We start from the raw sequence: 25,398 nt of genomic DNA, 5'->3' as shown, positions 1-25,398 counted from the left end.
GCTATTTTAAGCAATTTTCAATTGACTAAAAAATCGATCGGGCTCAATTTAGTAGTATATCTTGAACTACTAAATTGGATGCAACAATGAAAACCAAATTATTGACCAGCCAAATACTGCTTACCACTCTTGTTAGCGCCTCTGTCATGGCACAACCGATTGAACCTGAACCAGATGCAAATTTGTTAATCTGGACCGATCACACCACTGTCGATTACATGAAATACGCCGCCCACCAATTCAATCAAGACCTTGGCTACCAGGTGACGTTTGATTTCCGTGGTCTGGCACCGATTGATGCAGCTTCAAGATTAATTCAGGATGGAGGCTCCGCTCGCGTTGCAGATGTGGCCGAAATTGAGCATGACCTACTTGGCAGATTAGTGGTCGCCGGTGGTGCGATGGAAAATTTAGTCTCTGCGAAACATGTCAATTCACATTTTTTGCCAAGTGCGGCCAATGCTGCCCGATCTGAAGGCAAGGATTACGGATTTCCGGTCAGCTTTGCTACCATTGCTATGTTCTACAACAAAGATCTTCTTCCACAAGCCCCTGAATCATTTGAAGAGATCATTGAGTTCTCTAAGTCATTTAATGACAACAAAGAACATAAATATGCTTTGTTGTGGGATGTGCAGAATTACTATGAGTCACGCATGTTTTTGACCCTATATGATGCCTACGAGTTTGGTGATAACGGCACCGATGCCAAGGATATCGGCATTGCATCTGAAAAAGCTCAGCAAGGCTTACAAGCGATGAAGAAACTGCAGACAGCCAACAGCGCTAACCCAATGGATATGCGTAATCCACAGGTTAGACGGGGTTTATTCAGCGAAGGTAAGGTCGCGGCAATTATCGATGGCCCGTGGGCAATTCAAGGCTATCAAGCATCTAAGGTTAACTATGGTGTGATTCCAATCCCTACTCTAGATGGTAAACAGCCAAGAACTTTTTCGACGGTTCGCCTAGCCGTTGTCTCCTCTTTTACAAACTACCCTAAGGCTGCCCAACTGTTCGCGAAATACCTCAGTAGCGACAAAATGCTAAAAACACGCTACGAGATGACCAAATCGATCCCGCCAGTCCAATCGGTAATGGAAGAGATCATCGTTGATGCCGATGAGGCCACCTACGCGATCATCAGTCAGGGTTATTTTTCAGATGCAATGCCGTCAATACCCGAAATGGGCTACTTGTGGTCACCAATGGCCAGTGCGATGACTTCGTTATGGGTCAACGACAAGTCACCAGAGAAGGTGTTAAAGCGCGCAGAGTCAGTGATCAAAGAACAGATCAGTTTACAGGAGTAAGACATGTTGTTGTCTCAAACTCGAATGCAACCAGTATTCAATATTTCCGCTTTGATTATGGGCTTAACGCAAATGCGTCAGGGCCACTGGGTCAAAGGGTTGGTTTGGTTGCTGATCCAAATACTTTTTGTCGTCAACATTCCAGAGCTTAGCCTAGCGTTAAAGCAACTTATTACTTTGGGAGATGTCGCCCAAACCCGTGAAGGTTTTACCATTATTCAGGGTGATCATTCTGTATTTCTATTGGTAGAAGGGGTCATTGCTCTCATCGCGGTGTTTGTCTTCCTTTGTCTTTATGCTCTCAACATCAGTGACGCTAAATCATGTCAGCCTTGCCAGCTGTCAGCGATTGAGCAGATTAAAGCGATATACGACCGACAGTTTGCCTTACTGGTACTTTCACCAGCGATGTTAACCAGTATCGCTTTTATCATTATGCCGATTGTCATCACGGTACTGGTCTCATTTACCAACTACTCAGCGCCTAACCACATTCCGCCAAGGAACTTGGTTGACTGGGTCGGGTTTAAAAACTTTATCGCCTTGTTTGAACTTAGAATCTGGTCAAATACCTTTATTGGCGTTGCCACCTGGACGGTGATGTGGGCCATTTTAGCCACCATCTGTACCTGCGGCTTTGGCTTTGTACTAGCACTCGCGTTATCAAACAAAAATATTAAGGCGAAAAAGGCTTGGCGCTTTGTGTTCATATTACCTTATGCCATCCCTGCATTTGTTACTTTACTGATGTTCCGGTTGCTACTCAATGGCATTGGTCCGGTTAACGCGACCCTAAATAGCTGGGGCTTTGATTCGGTCGCTTTTTTGTCTGACCCGTGGATGGCTAAAGTGACCGTGATTGCCGTAAGCGTATGGGTAGGTGCTCCCTATTTCATGCTGCTCATTTCCGGTGCCTTAACCAATATTCCTCAAGATCTTTATGAAGCCAGTGAAGTCGATGGTGCAAACAAATTCCAACAGTTCAGGGAAATCACTTTGCCGATGGTATTGCATCAAGTGGCCCCCTCTCTGGTTATGACTTTTGCACATAATTTCAATAACTTTGGCGCAATTTTCCTATTGACCGAAGGTGGCCCTATCAACCCAGAGTATCGATTTGCCGGACACACCGACATCTTGATCACTTGGATTTACAAATTAACGCTCGATTTCCAGCAGTACCAAATCGCGTCTGTGATTTCGATAATTATTTTCTTGTTCTTGTCAGTGATTGCAATCTGGCAATTCCGACGGATGTCCTCGTTTAACGATGATGTAGGGATGAAGTAATGAAGTTTCTATTGCAAAAATTAGCCACTGGCTTGATCTATCTGTTCCTCTTTACCAATGCAGCACTCGTACTAGGCCCGGTTCTCTGGACAGTACTGGCGTCATTCAAACCGGGAAGCAATATGTTCAGCTCATCGTTTTCCGGATGGGACTTTTCGCTAGAGCATTATGTGGCACTGTTTCAAGACACCCCTTACCTCCAGTGGTATCTCAACACCTTCGCACTGGCGACTGCGAATATGATCATATCGCTAGTGGTGGTGACTATGACCGCCTACGTGTTTTCACGCTATCGATTCAAAGGTAAACGCAATGTATTGATGGGCGTTCTCGTCTTGCAGATGTTCCCAGCCTTTTTATCGATGACAGCGATTTACATCCTGCTCTCTAAACTCAACATGATCGATACCTACGCGGGGTTACTATTCGTCTATGTTGCAGGTTCGCTGCCATTTATGACCTGGTTGGTGAAAGGCTACTTTGATGCGATTCCTACTTCGCTCGATGAAGCTGCAAAAATAGACGGTGCGGGACACATGACTATTTTCATCGAAATCATCTTACCTCTGGCTAAACCTATATTGGTCTTTGTTGCTCTGGTGTCGTTTACCGGCCCATGGATGGATTTCATTCTGCCGACACTTATCTTGCGTAGTGAAGAGAAAATGACCTTAGCCATTGGTATATTCAGTTGGATCACCTCTAACTCTGCAGAAAACTTCACCCTATTCGCCGCAGGATCGCTGCTTGTCGCAGTGCCGATTACTTTGCTTTTTGTCGCAACTCAAAAACACATCACCACAGGCTTGGTGAGTGGCGCAGTAAAAGAATAATAACAGGACCATTATTTATGATTACCCGAAGCTCACTTATACACACCGTTAAAAGTGCTGACAGCTACGCCTATGATGAGAATACTTTGCACCTCCGATTAAAAAGTGCCAAAGGCGAAATTGATCGTGTTGGCTTATGGATAGGGGATCCTTATCGATGGGCAGAAGGAGGATTAGACGGTGGTAACTTAGGTGGCAGTGATGCCCACGGTTGGGTCGGTGGCAATGAAATTCCCATGCAACTAGAAGGTGTCACTGAGCATCACGACCATTGGTTTGCGGAATTTACACCACCAAAGCGCCGTAGTCGTTACGGATTTATCCTGTATGGCAAAGATGGTGAGAAGATAGTGTTTGGCGAAAAACGTACTGTTGATCTCGACTGTCAAGCAATCGAAGAAAAAGAACTGAGTAATCTGAGCAACTTTTTCTGTTTCCCTTACATCAATCCCAAAGATGTTCTTAAGACACCTGACTGGATTAAATCAACCGTTTGGTACCAGGTTTTTCCTGAACGATTCGCCAATGGCAGGCCAGAAATAAGCCCTAAAGGTGCCGAACCATGGGGCAGTGTGCCCACGTCTCACAACTTTATGGGTGGCGATCTTTGGGGAGTGATTGAACACCTTGATTACCTGCAGGAATTAGGCATCAACGGCCTCTATCTCTGTCCTATTTTTACCGCGAATACCAGCCACAAATACGATACCGTAGATTACTTTAATGTCGATCCTCATTTTGGTGGCAACGAGGCATTTAGAACTCTGATTCAAGAAGCCCACAAGCGAGGCATGAAAGTCATGCTCGATGCAGTCTTCAATCACATCGGGGACCAACATCCATTTTGGTTAGATGTGGTGAACAATGGCGAGAAATCACCGTACGCAGATTGGTTTTGGATCAATCAGTTCCCGGTTTACCCTGAGACTGACAAGTCAGAATGGGATTGCTGGAACTTTAACTACGAAACCTTCGGTAATGTACTTGAGATGCCCAAACTCAACACTGAACATCCGCCGTGCCGCCAATACCTGTTAGAGGTCGCCCGTTATTGGGTCGAAGAATTTGACATCGATGGCTGGCGACTGGATGTGGCCAATGAAGTCGATCATCAGTTCTGGCGCGAGTTTCGTAACGTCGTCAAACAGGTGAAGCCCGATTGTTACATTCTCGGTGAGATTTGGCATGAAGGTATGCCTTGGCTACGTGGTGATCAGTATGACTCACTGATGAACTACCCAATGACCCAGGCCATCACCGATTACTTTGCGCTTGATGCACATAACAAGCAGCAGTTTATGGAAACAGTGACCAGTGCTTATTTGGCCTATCCGCGTAACGTTAATGAAGCGATGTTTAACTTGCTTGAAAGCCATGATACGACCCGATTGATGAGCCTTTGTGGTAAAGATCTTCGTCGAGCAAAACTGGCGTATCTGTTCATGTTCACTCAGGTTGGCGCTCCCTGTATTTATTATGGTGGCGAAGTCGCTATGGAAGGGCAAAAAGGCATGGGGCTTGAAGATAACCGTCGCTGCATGAACTGGTCTCCTAATCAGACAGAGCTCGATTTCAAAGCCTTCATTCAACACCTAATTGAACTGAGAAAAAGTGATGATTGCTTTAACCAGCCATTTATTAACTGGCTCGACACTCATCATCCAACTGTCGTCGGCTATCAACGCGGTTCAAGACGCTTCTTACTCAACAACAGCGGATCGCCAGCGACCGTAGAGCTTGATGGTACTGACATCAACTTAGCGGCTTACGGATACTGGTACAACTAAGCGAGGACAACGTATGTATCTAGGGATCTCGATAGATAAAATTCAACTCAAAGCAACGGTGCTCGATGCGCAACTTAATACCTTGTATTCAAGTCAGCAGAGCCTTGCTCATACCGCACAAGCGGTGAAGCAGCAGGTATTTCAGGTAGTAGACAACTTCCAATGGATTTACAGTTCCTTCCGTTGCATTGGGTTGGCGATAACCGGTGAAGTCCAAGAGCGGCTTGAGCAGCATCAACTGGTTTTAGACACCTTGATTGAACAGCACTATCGAATCCCTTGCAGTCAGACTAACTTTGTTGAGGCTGGGTTACACAACTCACCTGAGATGTTATCGGAGATAAAGGTTGGAGATGTACTCTGCGTTGTGGTTGATAATGAGTGTGAACTTTACTGCTATACCAGAACTCGCAGAGGCATCCCCCAACGCACCATGCGCTCTATCCCATGGGCACACGTTGCTTTACCTGGCTACGATTTCGTCCTAGATGGTCTGGTCCCCGCATGCCCCTGCAACAGTGAAGCGTGCACTGAACAGTTTGTTTGCGTCTCAGGGTTAGAGCGACAGTATGAACAGATCCTGCTTCAACGAGCAAACGTGAAAGAAATTTTTAGCGCTCTGGATTCTGGCGACCCTATCGCCGCACGTACATATCGACGCTACATTGATCAGTTAGCGCGCGCGCTCACACCACATATCGAACAGAACTTGCCCAAAAGTGTGCTAATGCTTGGCAGCGTATCGAGCTATGCGCCGATCTCAAGTGACCTCAGAGTGGCACTAAGTCGCTATTGTGCTCTCTCTCCGCTTCCGACAATAATGGCTCTGCCTTATGAGGATTTTTCGATTGCTCGCGGCGCAGTTCAAACAAAACCACAACGACTTGCACGTCAAGTTAGGCTCAGAGCTTAACCAGTGATAACCTAATCAGAATGGAACACAATATTGAATAATTTTAGAGGGCAAACCGTGTCAGACTTGGTGACAAAGTTGATGAATTTTGGTTTTACAAAAACGGACTCCTTGGTATATATCAACCTTCTCAAAAACGGTTGTGCCAGTGGTTACAAGATCGCGAAAGATATCTCGCTATCGCGTTCTTCTGTTTACTCTTCCATCGACAACCTATACAAAAATGGCTATATCTTTATGTCTGATGGCGATACCAAAGAGTACGAAGCCAAATCACCTGAACTTATCTTTAACCAGATCGAGAAAAACACGGTAGAAAACATCCATATTCTCAAAAAAGAGCTGTCACGAATGATGCTCACAGAGGAAAAAGAGTTTGTTTTCAATGTCTCTGGTATAGACAACTTGGTGCAAAAAGCCAAAGAGGTGATCGAATTGGCGCAGGTGGAAATATACTTAAACACCGATTTCCAACTCGACCCAAGATTCTCACCAGAATTAAACGATGCTGCTGAGCGTGGGGTGCGTATTATCGCTTTCTCGTTTAATCGCATTGCTGTACCTCATGCAAGGATTGAACTTTATGCTCGCTCTGATATTGAAGAAACCGAATACCCTTCGCACCGCTTTATGCTCGTTGCCGACATGAAGCAAGGCTTAATGTTCTCACACCGTGAAGAAGCTGTCGGCTTGTATACCAACAACCGCCTGTTGGTCAAGATGATTGCTGAACACATCCACAGTGATATTTACCTCACTGAATACGAAAAGCTGGCTCCAGAAAAGCGTATCCGCATCGGCACAATTCACGAACTGGACAATGCGATGGTTCATGACGATATGAAACGTCAGCCCCATGAAATTACTCCGTAAAGGCAGATAGCTCTAACCCTGTACACATTGTAAACATTTCAAATACAGAATATAAAGATATTGGACTTCCATCTTTATTACTGCGATTAGAAGATAATTGTTGGATTATAGCTACTGTAGAAGCTCAATTTAGTCGTGGTGTAAATTTGTAAAGATCGCCATAGGATATAGCGCCAGTTTATGACCGGTTAAATTAACTGAAGTGACGCCATATCAGCAATTTAAGGCTCCAAGATACTTTTTCTAATCACGCAGAAGCTTGTTATGCAATAGCTCTAGCTCGTTCTGTCCAAAAGTGTGATAAGTATTCAGTTGAGCTTGGAAGGTTAGTAAGTTCAGTAACTAACTTCCTAACCTAACGTTATGAGGTAAGTCATCGGATGTTTGATAGAAAAGACTCGCGAATGAAGGGTATGTTGCCGAAGTGGTATCCGTACCATTAACAATATAAGGTTGAATGTCAACCGCGCTTACGCTGGCAGAAAAAAATAAAACCAATAATATCAGTTTATGCATAAACTCAAATCTTCGTTTTAAGATCATATTAATCGACACCGCTAATAAGTATAGCTGTGAATAGGGACTATACCCTTCCTACTTGAAGTTGCAGCGGTGTTGGCTACATTCGCTCACCCCAATCACATAGTTTATCTATGCTCATGGGGATGAACTCACTTGCCGCCTACCTGCAACTTTAAGTTGTTTAGGTATATGAATGTAGAATTAAACGACCTAACTAACATAGATTCCTTAAAAAGCCAGTCAGTTGACTGGCTTGATTACATTATACGTCAGGATAACCCTGTGGATTGTTCGATTGCCAACGCCACGTATCTTCCGTCATTGCTTGTAAGGTGCGCTTAGCTTCCCATCCAAGTTCGGTGATTGCTTTAGTTGGATCAGCCCAACATTCAGCAATGTCACCTGCACGACGTTCAACTAATTGGTAAGGTATGGTTTGACCTGAAGCTTGTTCAAATGCTTTGACCATATCAAGTACACTGTAGCCATTACCTGTTCCTAGGTTATAGATATGTAGGCCTGATTTTTCACCCACTTTTTCAAGAGCAGCAACATGTCCATCCGACAAATCCATCACATGGATATAATCACGAATACCAGTACCATCTTTTGTTGGGTAATCACTACCAAATACCGACAAAAATTCTCGTCGACCGACCGCGACTTGTGAAACGAAAGGCATCAGATTATTGGGAGTTCCTTGTGGATCCTCGCCTAATTCGCCCGATGGGTGTGAACCAACCGGGTTAAAGTAGCGAAGTAGCGTAATGCTCCAGTCAGGGTTAGCTTTTTGGAAGTCGGTCAAACACTCTTCCACCATCAATTTACTGCGACCATAAGGGTTGGTTGCACTGGTTGGGAAATTTTCGGTGATTGGCACTGAAGCAGGGTCGCCATAAACGGTTGCAGATGAACTGAACACTAATGTCTTCACCTCTACTTCTCTCATCGCTGACACTAGTACCAATGTACCGTTAACGTTATTGTCGTAGTATTCCAGTGGTTTCTCTACTGACTCACCCACTGCTTTCAAACCAGCAAAGTGGATTACCGCTTGGATATCATGCTCTTTCAGAACATTGATAAGTTGTGATTTATCACGAATATCCCCTAGAATAAAGGCTGGTTTTACACCAGAAACTTTTTCTATACGTTCTAACACTGACGATTTGCTGTTATACAAGTTATCAAAAATAACTGGTGTCATTCCAGCTTGAATCATTTGGATGCAGGTATGGCTACCGATATAACCCATCCCGCCCGTTACTAATACATTCATTTGAATAAACCTTCCGACGTTGATGGCACAATGTTAACCAGTTTCCACCAAAATTTCATTTATAAATCAATCTTCTTTAAACTTTCTCTATCAACCAAAATATAACGCCCTTTACCTGACGACTTGGCCATATACATCGCAGAATCTGCCGCTTTAAGGATACTATCTAAGCTTTCGTTGGCATCATCAATGAAATAAACGCCAATACTCACACCAACTTGCAATACTTTGCCATGATAAACGATATTCTGTGTCAACAAATCTAGTAAGCGCTGCGCCAATAATGCGACACTGATGCGATCACTAGGAATAACAACAAGCACAAATTCATCTCCCGATAGCCGGGCTACCATATCTTGGCTCCGTACCTGTGATAACAAACGCTCTGCCACTTGTTTTAACACCTCATCCCCTGCATCATGTCCATGCGTATCGTTTACTTGTTTGAACCCATCTAAATCGAGATAAAGCAACGAAAAGCTCTGCAGTTGCTGTTTATTTTTAACTAAAATTTCATCTAATCGACGATAAAGATGGGCACGGTTTGCTAACCCCGTCAGTGAGTCATGATGAGCCAAGTGCTCAAGCCGCTCCATTTCTTTCAGGTTAGATAAGTCAGATAACATGAAAACAAAGTCATAACGATGGTGATTATCTTGCCGAGTAATGCGATTCACTTTGACAAACATCGGTACTAACGTGCCATTTTGATGCTGCTCCCAGATCTCGCCCTGCCACTGACCATAATTCATCACAGAGGATGTAATGGTCGGCATTAATGAGGTGAACTGCTGCCATGACAACACCGTGCTCGGTTTATGATTCACTAATCTCTCAGCAGGATAACCAAGTAAGCGCGTCACGGCAGGGTTAACCATGGTAATCACGCCGTCTTGGTTAATCACCATTAACCCATCTTGGCTGTTTTCAAATACTCGTGCCGCCAATCGTTGACGGCTAAGCGCCGCCTCGATATCGGTGACATCTTGAATAGCGAAAAGCATTTGACCAGGACGAGATAAAGCTCGGCTGCTCAGTTGCAATAGCTGCAGTTGTTGAAAAACGTCTTTTACCGTAATAAATTGTTCATCCAATTGCGCTCGGTTGATGAGTGCACTTCGGATAGTATCAATCTCATCGCTATTCAGTATATTGAGTAAATTTTCACCTTTTAGATACCCAGGTGTACATTTAAATACGTGATTAGCCGCACCATTAAAATGGAGGATCACGCCAGAATCATTGACCACAATCAACGCATGCTGAACCGTTTCCACCACTTCATTGGCAAATGATTTTTCTTGCTCGAGTTTATCTAAAGTAAATAGAACCTGAGTCTCTCTTTTTTCCAGCCGGTCAAGCATCGTATTGAACGCGGTAACTAACTCTCCAATTTCATCATCGCTGTGGCTAACCAACTGTTTACGCTCGCGGTGTTCAATAAATAGACACATCGCTTGATTGAGCGAAAAAACTGGGTTAACAATCAATTTTTGCACCATCAAATACAGCGTAATCCCGCACACAAGCAGCAATACGAAGAAGAAAAAGGCGTTATACAAAACAGTTTGGTAAACTTCATCAAACGATTGTTTCGATATCGTAACTCTTAAAAAACCAGCCTTCTCATTTTCAATAATTATTGGGACGCGTAAGTAAATAAAATTTTTCGAGACTACGTAGCTGTGCAGTCTAATGTGATTGCGTTGAGCTTCGTTAGGTATCGGCGCGATAGAATCGTTGCTTTCGTATATTCCTGTTAATTGTTCATTGTTATCAAACCGCTTTACGCGCACCACATCGCTATCGGCAGCAAAAGCCGATAATATCTCTTGAGCGATGTAACTATCACCAAATAGCACCGCAATCTGCAGGTTATACGCTACCCCTTTAGATAGCACTTGCACCCGCTCAATCAACTCCGCTTGCTTTCGCTTTAATTCCGTTGAGATGCTGAACCACTGAGAGCCTATGAAGATCGCTGTCATAAAAAATAAAATGGGGAGCATCAATTTAAATCGTAGGGATAAATGACGAAACATAGCTATTGCCCCTCGACTGCCTGCACAATGCACCGAATACTCATTACGTTTTTATTTTCCATCGAATCCTTTACCAACCAGAATGACTCCGCGGAGCAGTAAGCTCTATAAGTACTAGCAGCCTCCAAAGCCTCGCCTTTCATGCAATAAATCGACAGGGTGGCGACTTTCGCAATTCTTATATAAGGAAAGTCTATTATTTCATTTATCAATATCTTATTGTGGCAAAAGGTATAGGTAAGTGATGGATAATTCCTCAAACAATGAATCGGATCACTGTTTATTGGGCACAATTCCTGCAATTTAATCAAAAATAAGGCAACTAGGACGATATTATTGGTGACAAAACGAATAATTACGCTTAATTGCGATATGGGAGAAAGTTTTGGTGCTTGGGAAATGGGCGCCGATGAACTGGTGATGCCTTGGATTGATATGGCCAACATTGCCTGCGGTTTTCATGCTTCTGACCCACATGTAATGAGCAAAACCATCGATCTCGCTATTCGTCATGATGTCATGATTGGGGCGCACCCTGGCTACCCTGACCTACAAGGCTTTGGCCGCCGTTCAATGCGCTTTAGTGAAGAAGAAATTTGTGAGCTTCTAATCTATCAAATTGGTGCCCTCAAAGCTTTGTGCGAAAGTAAAAACACGCAAGTCAGCTATGTGAAACCACACGGTGCGCTCTACAACGACATGATGCGTAATAAATCTATATTCCGCGCTGTGGTCGATGCTGTTTCCTGCTTCAATGTTCCGCTGATGATATTGGCATCCAGTAATAATCAAGATTACCTTGATGTAGCAGACCACTACGATGTGCCACTGCTGTTTGAAGCTTTTGCTGACAGAACTTATCTTGCTAATGGCATGCTAACACCAAGAACGCAAACCAATGCTGTGCTTAGCAATGAAGAGGCGATTATTAGCCAAATTAAACAGATCGTTCACTATGGCAAAATAACCAGCACTGATGGTTTTGTGATCCCAATTGAAGCGGACACCATATGTGTTCACGGCGATAACCAAGATGCCATTGAGCTGATTGAAAAAATTCGCCACTGTTTAGAGTAGAAATTGCTCCGTACTTATCACACTGACAAGGAACGTCCATTGAAACTCAATTTCTCAATTGAACCCATCGCGGAATGCAGCCTTCTTATTCGTTTTGCACACCCTGCATCGACGCTACTGTCATTGGATATTGGAAATATTGCCCAGAACATCACAGAGCAACTTCAGCATTGCATCATGAATGTTACGCCATCCTATAACTCAATATTGATCGACTACCTCCCCTATCGAATTTCACAAGCCAAACTTGAATATCTGCTACTCAATACTCTACAAACCGTGACGTCACACGATACAAAATCACCTGACTGTATTGAGTTGCCGGCCTATTATGATCTGCAAGTCGCGCCTGACTTAGCTCGGTACCATCAAAAGGGGCTCTCCACTGAACAGGTCATTGAACTGCATACTCAACAAATTTACACCGTTTGTGCGATTGGCTTTACACCCGGCTTCGCCTTCATGACTGATGTTCACGATGACTTAGTCATGCCTCGTCATACAACACCTCGCTTATCGATTCCAAAAGGCAGCGTCGCCATTGCCGAGTCACAAACAGCGGTTTATCCAAGTCGTTCCCCGGGAGGCTGGAATATTATTGCCAATTGCCCCTTATCTCTATTTGATGCAAACCGTGACCCAATGACGCTTTTTACCATCGGGGCACAAGTGAAGTTTACGTCCATTTCTGGCGAGGAATATAGCGCACTCGGTGGTCAACTTATTGATCGTGGGGATTTCAAGGAGACCAAGGCATGAATGCGGCTTTACGTGTAATCAAACCTGGACAGCTCAGCTTAATTCAAGACTTTGGGCGCTTTGGCTTAAGCCATATTGGCATTACTCAATCAGGCCCTGTTGATGACTATGCGTACAGTTGGGCAAATCATTTATTAGGTAACGAGGTTAACTTACCCACCTTAGAAATAACCCTTGGACAAGCCGAATTCAAAATAGAGCATGCCTGTATGCTCGCCATTGCTGGGGGGGACTTATCAGCAACCTTAGATGAAAAGCCTATCGGCAACTGGCAAACTTTTGGCGCGCAAGTAGGGCAAACGTTAAAATTTGGCTTACCGAAAAATGGCTTGAGATCTTATCTAGCCGTGCGGGGAGGTTTTGCTGTCACTGCTCACTTGGGCAGTGTTTCAACCAGTTTAAAGGAAACGTTAGGTGGCTTGAACCAAAATGGCGAACCTTTGCAAGCAGGAACTGCACTTAGTTTCAATCCACACCCTATCGATCACAAACCCACCCATATTACTTTTCGTTATAAGCCGGACTATGATTTACCACTCAAACTTCGAGTCATAGAAAGCTACCAAATCGACTCATTTGATCCTCAGATTATCGAGCAGTTTTACCATTCTAATTTTACGGTCAGCCAACATGCCGACCGAATGGGTTATCGCTTAAGTGGGGCAATTATCAGCCCACCAAGTGAACCGATTTTGTCAGAAGGTATCGCTTTAGGTGCAATCCAACTCCCCCCTGATGGACAACCGATTATTTTACTCAATGATAGACAAACCATTGGGGGTTATCCGAAAATAGGCTGCGTAGCACGAATCGATTTACCACGTTTGGCTCAAGCAAAACCAGGACAAAAAGTGCAGTTTGTTCGGGGGGACTTGCAAGGACTTCAGGAAGTGTGGAGCCAATGGGCGCTATTTTTTGGTTATTAGTTTTACTTACACTAAAAAGAATTAAAGAAGTCGCTTATTAACCACGACTCCCTTGAACAAAAATAATGCCTTGGTTAAACGACTCCGGCTACTTTGGCTAACGCTTCAGGGTAGGCTCGAAGTCTGGCTAGTTCTATCGCCTTCTCTTCAATCTGTTCAAGGCTAAAGCTCATGCTGATCGGGTGACGATCTTCAATGGTGTCAGACACGTCGTTGTTATCGGCTAACTGCCAGTGCTTAACGATTTTTGTGGCCGCTTCTAACGCTGAAGAACCTTTTACCACTTCAATGCGCGCATAATGGTTCGCTTCAAACGTAACATCAGCAGCTCTTAACGTTGCATCTTGCCCAGGAATTTGCTGAGCACCAAACAGTGGCTTACCACCCACCTTAGCGTGTGCATAAGCGGGAATGAATTGGCTCATGTGCATAATCGCACGTTCACTACGCTCTTGTAGCGCTTCTTGTTGCCAACCTTGTTTGATTTTGCGCTCTAAATAATCAGGCAGTAACGGCTGTGATGACTCTGAATTAGACGCAACTAAACCGTCTTTAAACAAGGTTATACCTTCTGTCATGCCATGCAGTTGGAATATACCATCAGCATAGGGCGTTAACTGTGCCATACCCTGAGGAGTACCTCTCGGGCCATGGAAAATCACTTCCGGCCAGTGTTGATGACATTGTGCCCACTGTGTGACATAGGCAGCTTTAAACTCAACAAGCCTCTGCCGAGGCGCTCGAACTAAGTCATCAACCTTACCCGTCTCATAGCCACAAGCATTGATTAGGTAATCAACCGATAGTTCTTGCTCTACACCTTGTGCATCTTGATAGGTCAGTTGCCATTGATTATAGACAAAATCGGATTGAACCAAGGTCGCTTGTGTCAAGACTTGGCAATTAGGCATTGCTTGCAGCGCTAATTCCGCACTGGCCGCTAAACGAAAAACACTCCAACCGTATTCTTGTACCGCCACGACTGGGAACTTGAGTTTGCTTAAATCCGTATGTTGGGCAAAGGGGATTAACCAATCATCAAAGGTTTCCGGTGTTTCATTTTGCTCCAAAGCCACCAGCTTTTGCAATTCTGCTTGGCTGTATAACTTAAAGTAATCATCAGGTTCACCGAGCTGTTTATTTCGACTGTCTTCATCCACCAGCTGTTGATAACTGCGCTGAATAAGCTCGAGTCGCGGTAGTAAATCATGCGGGTTACCACCATCACTATGTGGTACTGCAATCACGGTTGGGCGTCGGTTTAAGGTATGCGGATAAAGGCGCACTGTATCAATCGACTGTTTCAATAGTTCCAAACATTGCTGCTGAGAAATTTCACGATACAGATTGCCCCCCGCATGTAAATGACAGATAGGTGGCCCGCTCACCAACCCCTTGCCTTTTTCCAACAGTATTACATTTAACCCTAACTCTCCCATGTGGACGGCGGCCGTCGCACCGGCTACACCACCACCAACGATAGCGATACTAGGGGACTCTGCGTTTAACTTTTTATATAACATAGAATTAGGGCTACTCTTGAAATCACGGGCGTATTCTAAAGCTTATAAAGCGTTAATAAAATCACATTTTTTACGCGGTCTTATCTGTTTTATATCTAACAATCAATACGCAAGAATGATAAATAATATAAAAAATGACTTGACTCAATAATGCCAAAACGATGATTTTTCAACCTTGTGAATAACAAAACTGCTCAACCCAACGTAACCACGGGGCTAGACGAGAATGAGCAGTTATCAGCATGCTAAGTTATCCCAAACTTTATCCACTGTTTTTGTGGATAACTAGATAAGAGATCATTCCCGCTTCTAGCTAAACTCTTTATTTATAGGGGTTAGCAGCCTTTTAATTAAACTGTTAACCACTAGCGCTAGTGTGCAAAAAGTCACGAAAGGCAAGATAAGCCACATACTGTAATGCGCTACCGGGGCTAGTTCAAAACCAAACTTCATCACCCCTGCCACCACAGCATCCGAACCAAGGCTTGCCACTGCTCCAGCCACCAATGCCATCAGTCCATATTCAGCCCAAATAGTTTGCTCAACTCGTCGCTTACTGGCCCCCAAAGTACGATAAAGACGAATTTCCTGCTGACGCTGACTTAAGCTCAAACGCAACAGAGTAAAAATCAATAAAATACCCGCAACCACACCAAGCCCGGCCAGAACCGTAATTGACCAGACGATTTGTGTTAATAGGGTTTGGATCTTACTCCCCATCGAGCGAATATCCATCAGGCTGACTGTGGGATAGGTACGAGATAGATTGGTTAAAAGATCATTGTCTTTATCTTGCGCCCTAAAACTGACTAACCATGTCGCAGGGATCGCTTGCAACACATCAGGAGTGAAAATGAAATAGAAGTTCGGCTTCATTTCTCGCCATTCCACTTGACGGATCGAATTGACTTGCGCTTCAACATGTTGACTGTTGATCACAAAGCCTAAGGTATCACCGATCTTTAGTCCTAGGTCGCGTGCAACATCAGACTCAACAGACACTCCATTTTGCTCGCTCCATTGCCCTTCGAGTACTTGATTGTATGTCGGTAACGCTTCACCCCAAGTGAAATTCAGTTCACGCCTTAACGCGTCGGTTTTTTCTTCATCCTCAGCATTCTGTTTTGCTTGCTGACCATTAATCGTAGTCAGACGTCCACGAATAATTGGATAGGCTTGCGAACGTTCGATGCTGGCCGCATCAAGCGTATCTAGGTATGCCTCTCTCTCATAAGGTGCAATATTGAGCGCAAATGCGTTATGCGCATCACTGGGCAATGTGCGTTGCCAATCGGAGAGTAAATCGGTTCGAACTAACCACATAATGGCCAATAGCATCAATGAAAGTGCCAACGCGCCAAATTGAATGCCAGTGGTCATAGAAGAGCGGTTGATGCGGCTCAATGCCAGTTTTAGAGCGGTAGATAATGGTAAGCGCCCAAGCGACCGAGTGAGCATCACACTCACTAACGCTAACACCGCAAATAATGCCACAATACCGACCAGCACAATCCATACTAAACTGTTGCTCCAATAAACCACAAGCATAGGGATGATAGGAATAAGTACTAAGCTCAAGTTATGGCGATGACTAGTCTGCGCTTTCACCGTTTGCATTACATTCAATGCATTGGTGTCTAACAAATGCATCAGTGGAATACCAAGCGCTGGCACCGCAATCAGCAAACTGGCCATCACAGCAATCATTGCGGGTTTGATGCCATAACTCGGTAATGGATTCGGTAGCAAGTCAACCAGAGGGACGCGCAGTAAAAACTCTAAACCAATGCCAATCAGCACACCAAATACCGCCGCTGACACAAACAAAATCAGCACTTGTACTGCCAGCCATTGGCTAATCCAACGTCGACTTGCACCCAAGCTTTTCAGCATGGCGATCGTCTTTTGGCGAGTAGAAACATAATGCTGACACGTCAACACCAAGGTTGTCGCTGCCATGATGATCACAATCGCCACCGTCAACGATAAATATTGCTCGGTACGCTCAAACACTTCATTAGTTCGACTGCCGCTGTTTCTATCTCGCCAGCGGTCACTTGGCGTTAACGCTATCGATGATTTCAATGTTTCAATCTGTGCATCATCACCATTCACAAATAAGCTAAATCGTACCCGACTACCCAGTTGCAGGGCCCCTGTCTTCACTACATCATCTTGGTGAATCAGCACTGCCGGCATTTGCTGGAAAGGATTGAAGCTCAGACCAGGCTCTTCGACGATACGCCCTGAAATAATGAAGTCTGCATCGCCTAATGTGACTTTATCGCCAACACTGACCTCTAATTGAGTAAATACGCGCTCATCAAGCCATAGTTGGCCAGGAGACACACGGTTGACCGTTGCCACGCCGTCAGACAGGAGCATCTCGCCACGTAACGGATAAACGCTATCCACCGCTTTGACAGTAACAAGCTGCATGCCGTTGTCGCTAAACGCCATGGTAGCAAAGCGCGTCAATTGGGACGACGGCAATTGCAACGTTTGCAGTTGTTCTAGTAATGGTGTTGGTAATGGGTTAGATGAAATATAAACACTGTCAGCAGTAAGTGCATCCTTGCCTTGTTTAACAATTACTTGTTCCATTCGCTCAGCCAAAGCAGTAAGCGCAAAAATACAAGCGATAATCAAAGTTAATGCAACCGAGATCGGCCATAGCTGTCCATGGCGAATCTCACCAAGGCTCCAGCTCACCAGACGCTTGTTTAATGATGTTTTTAGAGCTTGGGGCATTATCGCTCCTCCAACATACCTGCCTGCATACGCAAAGTGCGATCACACTGAGCGGCTAGCGCAGGATCATGAGTTACCAACACAAGCGTGGTGCCATGTTGCTTGTTTAGTTCAAACAGCAGTTCAACCACTTTAGCCGCGGTTTCTTGGTCGAGATTCCCGGTCGGCTCATCAGCAAACAGGACCTTAGGGTTGATCATAAAAGCGCGAGCTAAAGCGACCCGTTGCTGCTCACCGCCAGAAAGTTGAGCTGGTGAATGATGCATGCGATGTTCTAAGCCGACCGAAATCAACAAGGATTTAGCACGTTCAATGTCTTCTTTTTCGCCTTTTAACAAACAAGGTAGCGTTACATTTTCCAATGCAGAGAGGCTTGGAATCAAAAGAAAACTTTGAAATACAAAACCAACCGATTCACTGCGAATCGCCGCGCGCGCTTCATCATCAAGTTTGGATAATGGCTGACCAAGCAGTTCAACTTCACCTTGAGTCGGTGTATCCAGCCCCGCCAACAAGGTCATTAACGTCGACTTCCCCGCACCTGAAGTCCCGACAATTGCAACACTCTCACCACTTTTGATCTCTAAATTCACTTCTTTTAAGATTGTTAAATGCTCTTGATTGGTAGAGACTGTTTTAGACAATGACTGTGCTTTTATTATGGATGTTTGCATGACTCGATTACTTTCCTTGCTTGGTATTTTATTATTCTCAGCTAACGCTAGTAGTACCACACTCTTGATACTGGGCGATAGCTTAAGTGCTGGTTATGAAATGCCCATAGAAAGCGCTTGGCCCAGCCTATTACCCAGCGCGCTCGACGCTCAAGGTAAAGAAGATGTCACGGTTATCAATGCGAGCATTTCAGGTGACACCACTGGCAATGGTTTAGCCAGACTTCCCGCGCTATTAAAACAACACTCACCCGACGCTGTATTGGTTGAGCTTGGCGCCAATGATGGATTACGTGGCTTCCCACCAGCCTTAATTGGTAAAAATTTAACCGCGATAATCGACCACATCGAACAACAAAACGCGACGCCAATTTTGATGCAAATTCGTATTCCACCTAACTACGGTAAACGCTACAGCGATGCGTTTTATAACCTTTACCCTCAACTTAGCAGCCAAAAACAAATCACATTACTGCCCTTTTTCTTAGAGCAAGTGATCATCAAACCCGAGTGGATGATGCCAGATGGTTTACACCCTAAGGCTGATGCTCAACCTTGGATTGCTGAATATGTTGCGCAACATTTAACACAGCATCTCTAATTTTAATGGTCTAGCTCAATAAACTTTACTTAGCTTTACGTTATTTTGACTTCATCTCTCTATCACCAAAGGTACAAACTATGCGCATTGAACCTGTGATCAAAGGTGTGGTCGCTCGCTCTGCTCATCCCAAAGGGTGTGAACAAGCGGTTCTTCAACAAATTAATTACGTTAAATCCTGCAAACCGATCACTCATGGGCCAAAACGAGTCCTTATTTTAGGCGCCTCTTCTGGCTTTGGATTAGCCGCACGCATTGCACTAACTTTTGGTGGTTCGAATGCCGACACGATTGGTGTTTCGTTTGAGAAAGCCCCTTCAGATAAAGGCGTCGGCACTGCGGGTTGGTATAATAATCTGTTTTTTAAGCAGCATGCTGAACATGCAGGTCGAACCGCGATTAATATTGAGGGTGATGTTTTTTCTCAATCCGTTCGCGATCAGGTCATTGAAGCGATAGAGACCTACTTCGAAGGTGAAGTAGATTTAGTGATATATAGTATTGCCAGTGGACTACGCCCTAAACCAAATTCAGAGCAATTTTGGCGTTCGGCGATCAAACCTATTGGTGAATCAGTCTCTGGCGCCAGTATCTTGCTAGAAAACGATACGTGGGTAAACACCACATTAGAACCAGCCAGCGATGAAGAAATTGAAAGCACACAAAAAGTAATGGGCGGGGAAGATTGGGAAAATTGGATCGACACGCTTATCAATGCGGAATCTATCGCTCCGGGCTGTAAAACTGTTGCTTTTTCCTATATTGGACCACAAATCACCCACCCTATTTATCTTGATGGAACACTTGGTCGGGCTAAAATCGATTTGCATCAAACAAGTCATGCATTGAATCTTAAACTAGCCAATTACGGTGGTAATGCTTACGCAACGGTGTGTAAAGCTCTGGTCACTAAAGCCAGCGTGTTTATTCCCGGTCTAAGCCCTTATATTCTTGCTTTGTATAAAGTGATGAAAGAGAAACAAACACACGAAGGCTGTATTGAACAGATGCAACGCCTATTTAGCGAAAAGCTCTATTGCCAAGGAAAAGTGCCAGTAGATAGTGAACGTCTAATCCGTTTAGACGATTGGGAACTTAACCCCGATACCCAGCAAAAAGTGGCAACACTCCTTAACGAAATGAACCAAAACAATTTCCAACAAATTGGCGATTATGCTGGTTTCAAACAAGAGTTTATGCAATTAAACGGTTTCGGCTTCGACGTAATAGACTACTCCAGCGATATAGATATCAATCAATATATAAAACTAACTTATTGATTATTATTGTCACATTTGTGAGACGCAGCCAACTATCCTCTAGTCCCGATATTTTATCGGGACTTTTTTTTGTTACATTGACGACCCGTTCTTATACTTAAGACTGACTAGTTTCTAACGAAGCACGATTCAATGGTCGTTTACCTAGAGCAAAGGATGCTCGGCTGTTAAGCTTGGTTGCCACAGGATTTGATTATTATGTCAAAAATCAATACGCAAAATCTGCCTATCCCTTCATCCATTTTGGAAAACTGGCAGGATATTGTGAATTTACTCGCTGAGATTTTGCACGTCCCCGCGGCTCTCATTATGAGAGCAAATTCAAAGCATATCGAAGTATTTTGTAAAAGCACAAATACCGCTAACCCGTACCAGCTTGGAGCCAAAGAACCTCTACAACAAGGCCTCTATTGTGAAACAGTGATGGCAACTCAAAAAGAGCTACTGGTACCCAATGCGTTAGTTAGTGAACAATGGCAGCATAATCCTGATGTATCACTTGGCATGATAGCCTACTGTGGCATACCGCTAGTGTGGCCCAATGGCGATATGTTCGGCACCATATGTGTGCTTGATAGCAAAGAAAACCATTTCAACCACACTTACCGACAGTTGTTAGAGTGCTTTCGTGAATCAATACAATCTCAACTCACTACCCTATATCAGCAGATAAAACTACAGCGGTTGAATGAGGAGCTGAAAGCTCGTGTCAGCAACCGAACACAAGATTTGGCAAATTTGAATTATTCTCTGACGCAGGAAATTGATAAACGTCGCGCCGCAGAGCAACAAATTCAGTTCCAAAAACTTCACGACATTGGTACTGGCTTTTTAAACCGTCATGCACTTGAATTAGAGTTAAAGCAGGGGCTGATTGATGCTTTTGAACAAAACACGCAAGTTGCTGTTGTACATATCGGTTTTACCAATGCGCGCCATATTCAATCACATTTTGGCTATCGAGCTTGGGACAATGTCATTACCCGCTACCGCGAACGGCTAGGAAGCATCGAAAAAATAGAACTTCTCACGGCGCGCCCAACTTCCACCGATTTAATTCTGGTAGTTAAAGCCAAACAGCTGACCCGATACTTAGAAACTTTATGTCATAAATTGGTCGATATTAATCATTCCGAGTTCATGATTGAACAGCATAAAATTCACTTACATGCTTATATCGGTATCGCTACCAGTTTAGATACCAACAGCACTAGAGAGTTACTAAAACAAGCCTCAGCAGCGATGGTTTCTTGCAAAGACTCTGGGCATAAGTTCTGTTATTACTCGCAAGCGTTTAGTGACTCACTGACACACACCAATCAATTGGAAAGTTACCTGCTGCGCGCGGTCAGAAATGATGACTTAATGCTCTATTTCCAACCCAAAGTATCACCTGTAACGCACCGTTGGACCGGTGCAGAAGCCTTGCTGCGCTGGCGTCACCCAGTGCTTGGGGATATTTCCAATGAAACCTTGATCCACATGGCAGAGCAAAATGGTTTGATATTCGAAGTGGGAAATTTTGTATTGCGCGCCGCCATCGAAAAAGCCAGCCAATGGGCAAAACAGGTCGATGATTTTAAAATGGCGATCAATGTTTCAGCGGTACAATTAAAAAATGTGCAGTTTGCCGAGCAAGTCCGTGAACTATTAAGCACTTACCAACTTCCTGCACAATACCTAGAACTGGAAGTAACCGAGAGCTGTTTAATTGCTGACGAAGTCGTCGCGAGCAATACCTTAAGAGTTCTGCATGAACTTGGAGTGACGCTGTCACTTGACGATTTTGGCACAGGCTATGCTTCGTTCAGTTATTTGAAAAAATTCCCCTTTGATTGCATAAAAATAGATAAGAGCTTTGTACAGCAATTAGAAAATAGTGATGAAGATAAAGAGATTGTGCGCTCAATCATCCACGTCGCGAAGAAATTAAAGCTTAAAGTGATACTCGAAGGTATTGAGAATCAGAATCAAGAAGATTTTATTATTAGCGAAGGCTGTGATTTTGGTCAGGGTTATTTTTACGGCCGACCAATGCCTTGTGATGAATTTGAAATAGGGTTACTGAATCAAAATTATCCGCACGTCTTTGAAGCAAAGGTGCTGTAGTTTAGTGGAAATCTTGATCATTCCTTTACTCTCAGGGTGGCGATTCCTATAATCGCCGCCTTTCTCTTTGCAAACGAGCGATATCGAGATGGATTTATTAACATCAATTCTCAAAAAGCTAGAAAAACAGAACTACCGTGCCTATCAACAGATTAAAGGCCAATACGATTTTGGTGATTTCACCCTGTATATCGATCACATCCAAGCCGACCCCTTCGCTTCTGCGTCTCGCTTTCGCGCAACGCGTGCTTGGTCACTGACAGATTTAGAGTGGCTAAGAGAAAAATCACCAGCGTATCAAATGGCCGCGAGAGACTTCATCGCACGCAGTTTTGCTGAATTTTCAAAGCAAGAGAACCACATTTCAATCGCACTAACAGGCCAAACAGTTCTTGATAGCACGGCGGTATTGTTTACTGAGCATGGTATTGAGCTACGTTTTCGCATCAATCTTCCGGCGGAAGGGCGCGATATTCTGGCCAAAAAAGCGCTGAATATTATTACCTTTTATCTGCCTAAGTTTATTCGTCGTGCGACAATCGAACGCGAGCTCAATAAAACGGCCATGCTTGAGCATTGCGAAGTGATTGAAGATCAAGAAGCAATGCGCCGCCAATTGGAAAAACATAACCTCGTTGCATTCGTGGCAAATGGTAGCATTCTCCCTCGCCTTGCAGGTAATTGCGATTTACCGATGAAAGATGCCGTTACCTTCCAAGCACCGTCATCGTTAGAAATTGAGTTAGAAACTCCTAATCAAGGTAAACTCAAAGGGCTGGGTATACCAAAAGGTATTACGTTAATCGTGGGTGGCGGTTTTCATGGTAAGTCCACCCTCTTAACGGCAATTGAACGCTCCATTTATAATCATATTCCAGGAGATGGGCGAGAACGTATTGTCACTGATCTCAATGCAATGAAAATTCGCGCTGAAGATGGACGTTGCGTGCATAATTTGAATTTATCGAATTACATCAATCATCTTCCTATGGGTAAAAACACTTCCGATTTTAGCACTCAGGATGCATCGGGTTCGACATCTCAAGCAGCGTGGTTACAAGAATCGATTGAAGCTGGCGTCAGTACTTTATTGATTGATGAAGATACATCCGCCACAAACTTTATGATCCGCGATGAACGTATGCAGGCTCTGGTGAGTAAAGGTGATGAACCTATCACACCACTGGTTGATCGCATTGGGCAACTTAGAGACGATCTCGATATTTCAACACTGATTGTTATGGGTGGCTCGGGTGACTATCTTGACGTAGCCGATACTGTTATCCAAATGCATGACTATCATGCTGTTGATGTCACGGAAAAAGCTAAGCAGGTTATAAAACAACATCCTACAGAACGTCAAAATGAATGTGAAACCCCATTAGCAATCTTCGCACCTCGCGCAATAAACCGAGCGGCATTACAAAAGTTATTAGTCGATGGGAAATTCCGAGTCTCAGCCAAAGGCGTCGATTCGCTTCGCTTTGGAAAAGAGTTCGCTGACTTGACTGCGTTAGAGCAGTTAGAATCAGCATCGGAAGTAAACGCGATTGGTTGGACATGGTTTCAATTTGCTCAAGCTCCCGGCTGGTCAAATAAGCCAGCAGAAGAGATGAACGCCCTACTCACAGAAACTTGGTATCAAAACATGCCAAACCATGGTGACTTAGCCAAACCGCGCATACTAGACGTTATGGCTGCATTAAACCGCATGCGTAAATCTCAATTCAAAGTCAGCGATGCTTAAACGAGTGATTGCCAGTTAGCAAACAATAACCCACCAGCGAATAACCAGTTATTTACTAATATTGGCATTAAATACAACGCGAATATAAAAAAGAAGCGAAAATGCTTCTTTTTTATATTAAATTCAATTGGTTAACAAATTTAATCGTGTCGCAATACATTCCATGCTTCGCATAGCACTCTGAAGGTTTCAGCATTACCGTTGTCTCGATCGGGATGCCACTTCAGTGCCAGTTTTCGCCATGTTCTGCGAATTTCCAGTTGCGTCGCCTCGGCAGGCAATTTGAACAGCTTCAAGGCATTCATTCGATTCATATTTAGGTCATTGGTTCCTCCGACCGCTTTACGGTAACGGGTCCAGAACTCATTTAACAATCGCCGAACTTCTCCTTCATTCGCCTCGTAGTTATGCCATTGTGTATAGTATTCACGTAGCGGATCATCCAAATCGATTTCACAATGAATGGCCCTTTGCGCTGGCATTAACATAATATTCATCGCTTCAACTTGTAGCCATTTTTCCGGATACAGTGTCTCTTGCAACTGATACAAGGCATTCATAATTAAAAAGTTACGCTTGAAGAGATCTTTCTCGGGGGAATCATCTAACACAGGCATAAAGCCAAGTTCACTTAGATGCGCGGCTAAAGTGTGTACCTTCCAACATGAAGGTTGCTTGCGCAACACTTCAAGCATCGGCCAAAGCAGAGGGTTTTCCATATAGGATTGAAACGTAGCAGTAAGTTCTTGGCTTTGAGACATAGCATCGTAGTTCGCATAAAGATTCTATTATCATTCAAATCTATGATGCACTTTTTGTCGAGTTTCTTGCTCCATCTTGTGTTTTCTTTTTGAACTGGAGTCCGTTTCTCACACCTTCTATCAACAAAGAGCTTTGCAACTTAGTCATGTCGGTGAGTAAATTTTGGACAACCGAATCCGCTGAGTAAGTAGATACCCCCGTGCATGCACGGGGTACTTACTGTTACAACTCCATGCGGAGTTGACCAGAATCCTTTTCGCCCTGATGCCTAACGTAATTCGCTATAACCTGTTCATTCACGCCTACGCTACTGACAAAGTAACCTGGCGACCAAACA

General features: G+C 44.1%; 19 protein-coding genes. 13 read left to right on the top strand and 6 right to left on the bottom strand.

Annotated elements, in window-relative coordinates:
* The first annotated feature begins 146 nt into the window (after positions 1-146).
* The 6 genes from AACW06_RS15425 to AACW06_RS15400 are packed head-to-tail and all read left to right on the top strand — an operon-like array spanning position 147 to position 7,009.
* Positions 147-1,313 (top strand): sugar ABC transporter substrate-binding protein, encoded by a 1,167-nt coding sequence (locus tag AACW06_RS15425; protein ID WP_443263599.1) that lies wholly within the window; start codon positions 147-149, stop codon positions 1,311-1,313.
* 3 nt (positions 1,314-1,316) lie between these two features.
* A complete protein-coding gene (locus tag AACW06_RS15420) occupies positions 1,317-2,603 on the top strand; it encodes a carbohydrate ABC transporter permease (RefSeq protein WP_192075745.1) in 1,287 nt (428 codons plus the stop codon).
* Positions 2,603-3,436: a sugar ABC transporter permease gene (locus AACW06_RS15415; protein WP_053311028.1), complete on the top strand. Its 834-nt coding sequence runs from the start codon at positions 2,603-2,605 to the stop codon at positions 3,434-3,436. Before AACW06_RS15420 ends, AACW06_RS15415 begins: the two co-directional genes overlap by 1 nt.
* Before the next feature lie 17 nt (positions 3,437-3,453).
* Positions 3,454-5,223 (top strand): glycoside hydrolase family 13 protein, encoded by a 1,770-nt coding sequence (locus AACW06_RS15410; protein WP_192075744.1) that lies wholly within the window; start codon positions 3,454-3,456, stop codon positions 5,221-5,223.
* A 13-nt stretch (positions 5,224-5,236) separates the two neighbouring features.
* Entirely contained in the window at positions 5,237-6,136 is a 900-nt protein-coding gene (locus AACW06_RS15405; RefSeq protein ID WP_192075743.1) for an ROK family protein, read from the top strand.
* 57 nt (positions 6,137-6,193) lie between these two features.
* Complete coding sequence (locus AACW06_RS15400) at positions 6,194-7,009, top strand: TrmB family transcriptional regulator (RefSeq protein ID WP_192075752.1); 816 nt, start codon at positions 6,194-6,196, stop codon at positions 7,007-7,009.
* Positions 7,010-7,793: 784 nt separating this feature from the next.
* Here the strand turns inward: AACW06_RS15400 and galE are convergent.
* Both galE and AACW06_RS15390 read right to left on the bottom strand, forming a co-directional pair.
* The gene (gene galE / locus AACW06_RS15395; RefSeq protein ID WP_192075742.1) at positions 7,794-8,810 is read right to left on the bottom strand and encodes a UDP-glucose 4-epimerase GalE; all 1,017 of its coding nucleotides are present in this window, start codon (positions 8,808-8,810) and stop codon (positions 7,794-7,796) included.
* Positions 8,811-8,869: 59 nt separating this feature from the next.
* On the bottom strand, positions 8,870-10,852 hold the full coding sequence (locus AACW06_RS15390) for a diguanylate cyclase (protein ID WP_192075741.1): 1,983 nt from the start codon (positions 10,850-10,852) through the stop codon (positions 8,870-8,872).
* Positions 10,853-11,191: 339 nt separating this feature from the next.
* Between AACW06_RS15390 and AACW06_RS15385 the strand changes: the two genes are divergently transcribed.
* Genes AACW06_RS15385 through AACW06_RS15375 form a run of 3 tightly spaced genes read left to right on the top strand, consistent with a single transcriptional unit; the run spans position 11,192 to position 13,614 of the window.
* Complete coding sequence (locus AACW06_RS15385; RefSeq protein WP_192075740.1) at positions 11,192-11,929, top strand: 5-oxoprolinase subunit PxpA; 738 nt, start codon at positions 11,192-11,194, stop codon at positions 11,927-11,929.
* Between the two features lie 39 nt (positions 11,930-11,968).
* Positions 11,969-12,688: a 5-oxoprolinase subunit B family protein gene (locus AACW06_RS15380; RefSeq protein ID WP_192075739.1), complete on the top strand. Its 720-nt coding sequence runs from the start codon at positions 11,969-11,971 to the stop codon at positions 12,686-12,688.
* Positions 12,685-13,614 (top strand): 5-oxoprolinase subunit C family protein, encoded by a 930-nt coding sequence (locus AACW06_RS15375; RefSeq protein ID WP_192075738.1) that lies wholly within the window; start codon positions 12,685-12,687, stop codon positions 13,612-13,614. The genes AACW06_RS15380 and AACW06_RS15375 overlap by 4 nt, the downstream gene beginning before the upstream one ends.
* Positions 13,615-13,688: 74 nt before the next feature.
* On the opposite strand, the gene AACW06_RS15370 is transcribed toward AACW06_RS15375, so the two are convergent.
* From AACW06_RS15370 to AACW06_RS15360, 3 genes are all read right to left on the bottom strand, one after another.
* Positions 13,689-15,137 carry an FAD-dependent oxidoreductase gene (locus AACW06_RS15370; protein ID WP_192075737.1) on the bottom strand — a complete coding sequence of 483 codons (1,449 nt, stop codon included), beginning with the start codon at positions 15,135-15,137 and terminating at the stop codon, positions 13,689-13,691.
* Between the two features lie 309 nt (positions 15,138-15,446).
* On the bottom strand, positions 15,447-17,888 hold the full coding sequence (locus AACW06_RS15365; RefSeq protein WP_192075736.1) for an ABC transporter permease: 2,442 nt from the start codon (positions 17,886-17,888) through the stop codon (positions 15,447-15,449).
* On the bottom strand, positions 17,888-18,562 hold the full coding sequence (locus tag AACW06_RS15360; protein WP_053311039.1) for an ABC transporter ATP-binding protein: 675 nt from the start codon (positions 18,560-18,562) through the stop codon (positions 17,888-17,890). The genes AACW06_RS15365 and AACW06_RS15360 overlap by 1 nt, the downstream gene beginning before the upstream one ends.
* Between AACW06_RS15360 and tesA the strand changes: the two genes are divergently transcribed.
* The 4 genes from tesA (at position 18,561) to AACW06_RS15340 (ending at position 24,299) form a co-directional block, all read left to right on the top strand.
* Entirely contained in the window at positions 18,561-19,163 is a 603-nt protein-coding gene (gene tesA / locus AACW06_RS15355; protein WP_192075735.1) for a multifunctional acyl-CoA thioesterase I/protease I/lysophospholipase L1, read from the top strand. The two genes, AACW06_RS15360 and tesA, sit on opposite strands and share 2 nt — an antisense overlap.
* An 80-nt stretch (positions 19,164-19,243) precedes the next feature.
* A complete protein-coding gene (fabV, locus tag AACW06_RS15350; protein ID WP_192075734.1) occupies positions 19,244-20,443 on the top strand; it encodes an enoyl-ACP reductase FabV in 1,200 nt (399 codons plus the stop codon).
* A gap of 198 nt (positions 20,444-20,641) precedes the next feature.
* Positions 20,642-22,552, top strand: coding sequence for a sensor domain-containing phosphodiesterase (locus AACW06_RS15345; RefSeq protein WP_192075733.1), 1,911 nt, complete (start codon positions 20,642-20,644; stop codon positions 22,550-22,552).
* Between the two features lie 88 nt (positions 22,553-22,640).
* Entirely contained in the window at positions 22,641-24,299 is a 1,659-nt protein-coding gene (locus AACW06_RS15340) for an ABC-ATPase domain-containing protein (protein WP_192075732.1), read from the top strand.
* A 140-nt stretch (positions 24,300-24,439) separates the two neighbouring features.
* Here the strand turns inward: AACW06_RS15340 and AACW06_RS15335 are convergent, their stop codons facing one another.
* Entirely contained in the window at positions 24,440-25,060 is a 621-nt protein-coding gene (locus AACW06_RS15335; RefSeq protein ID WP_192075731.1) for a DNA-J related domain-containing protein, read from the bottom strand.
* Positions 25,061-25,398 lie beyond the last annotated feature (338 nt).

Source organism: Vibrio sp. S12_S33, from assembly GCF_963889785.1.
GTDB classification, from domain to species: Bacteria; Pseudomonadota; Gammaproteobacteria; order Enterobacterales; family Vibrionaceae; genus Vibrio; species Vibrio aestuarianus.
This window is presented reverse-complemented; position numbering and strand designations above follow the sequence as displayed.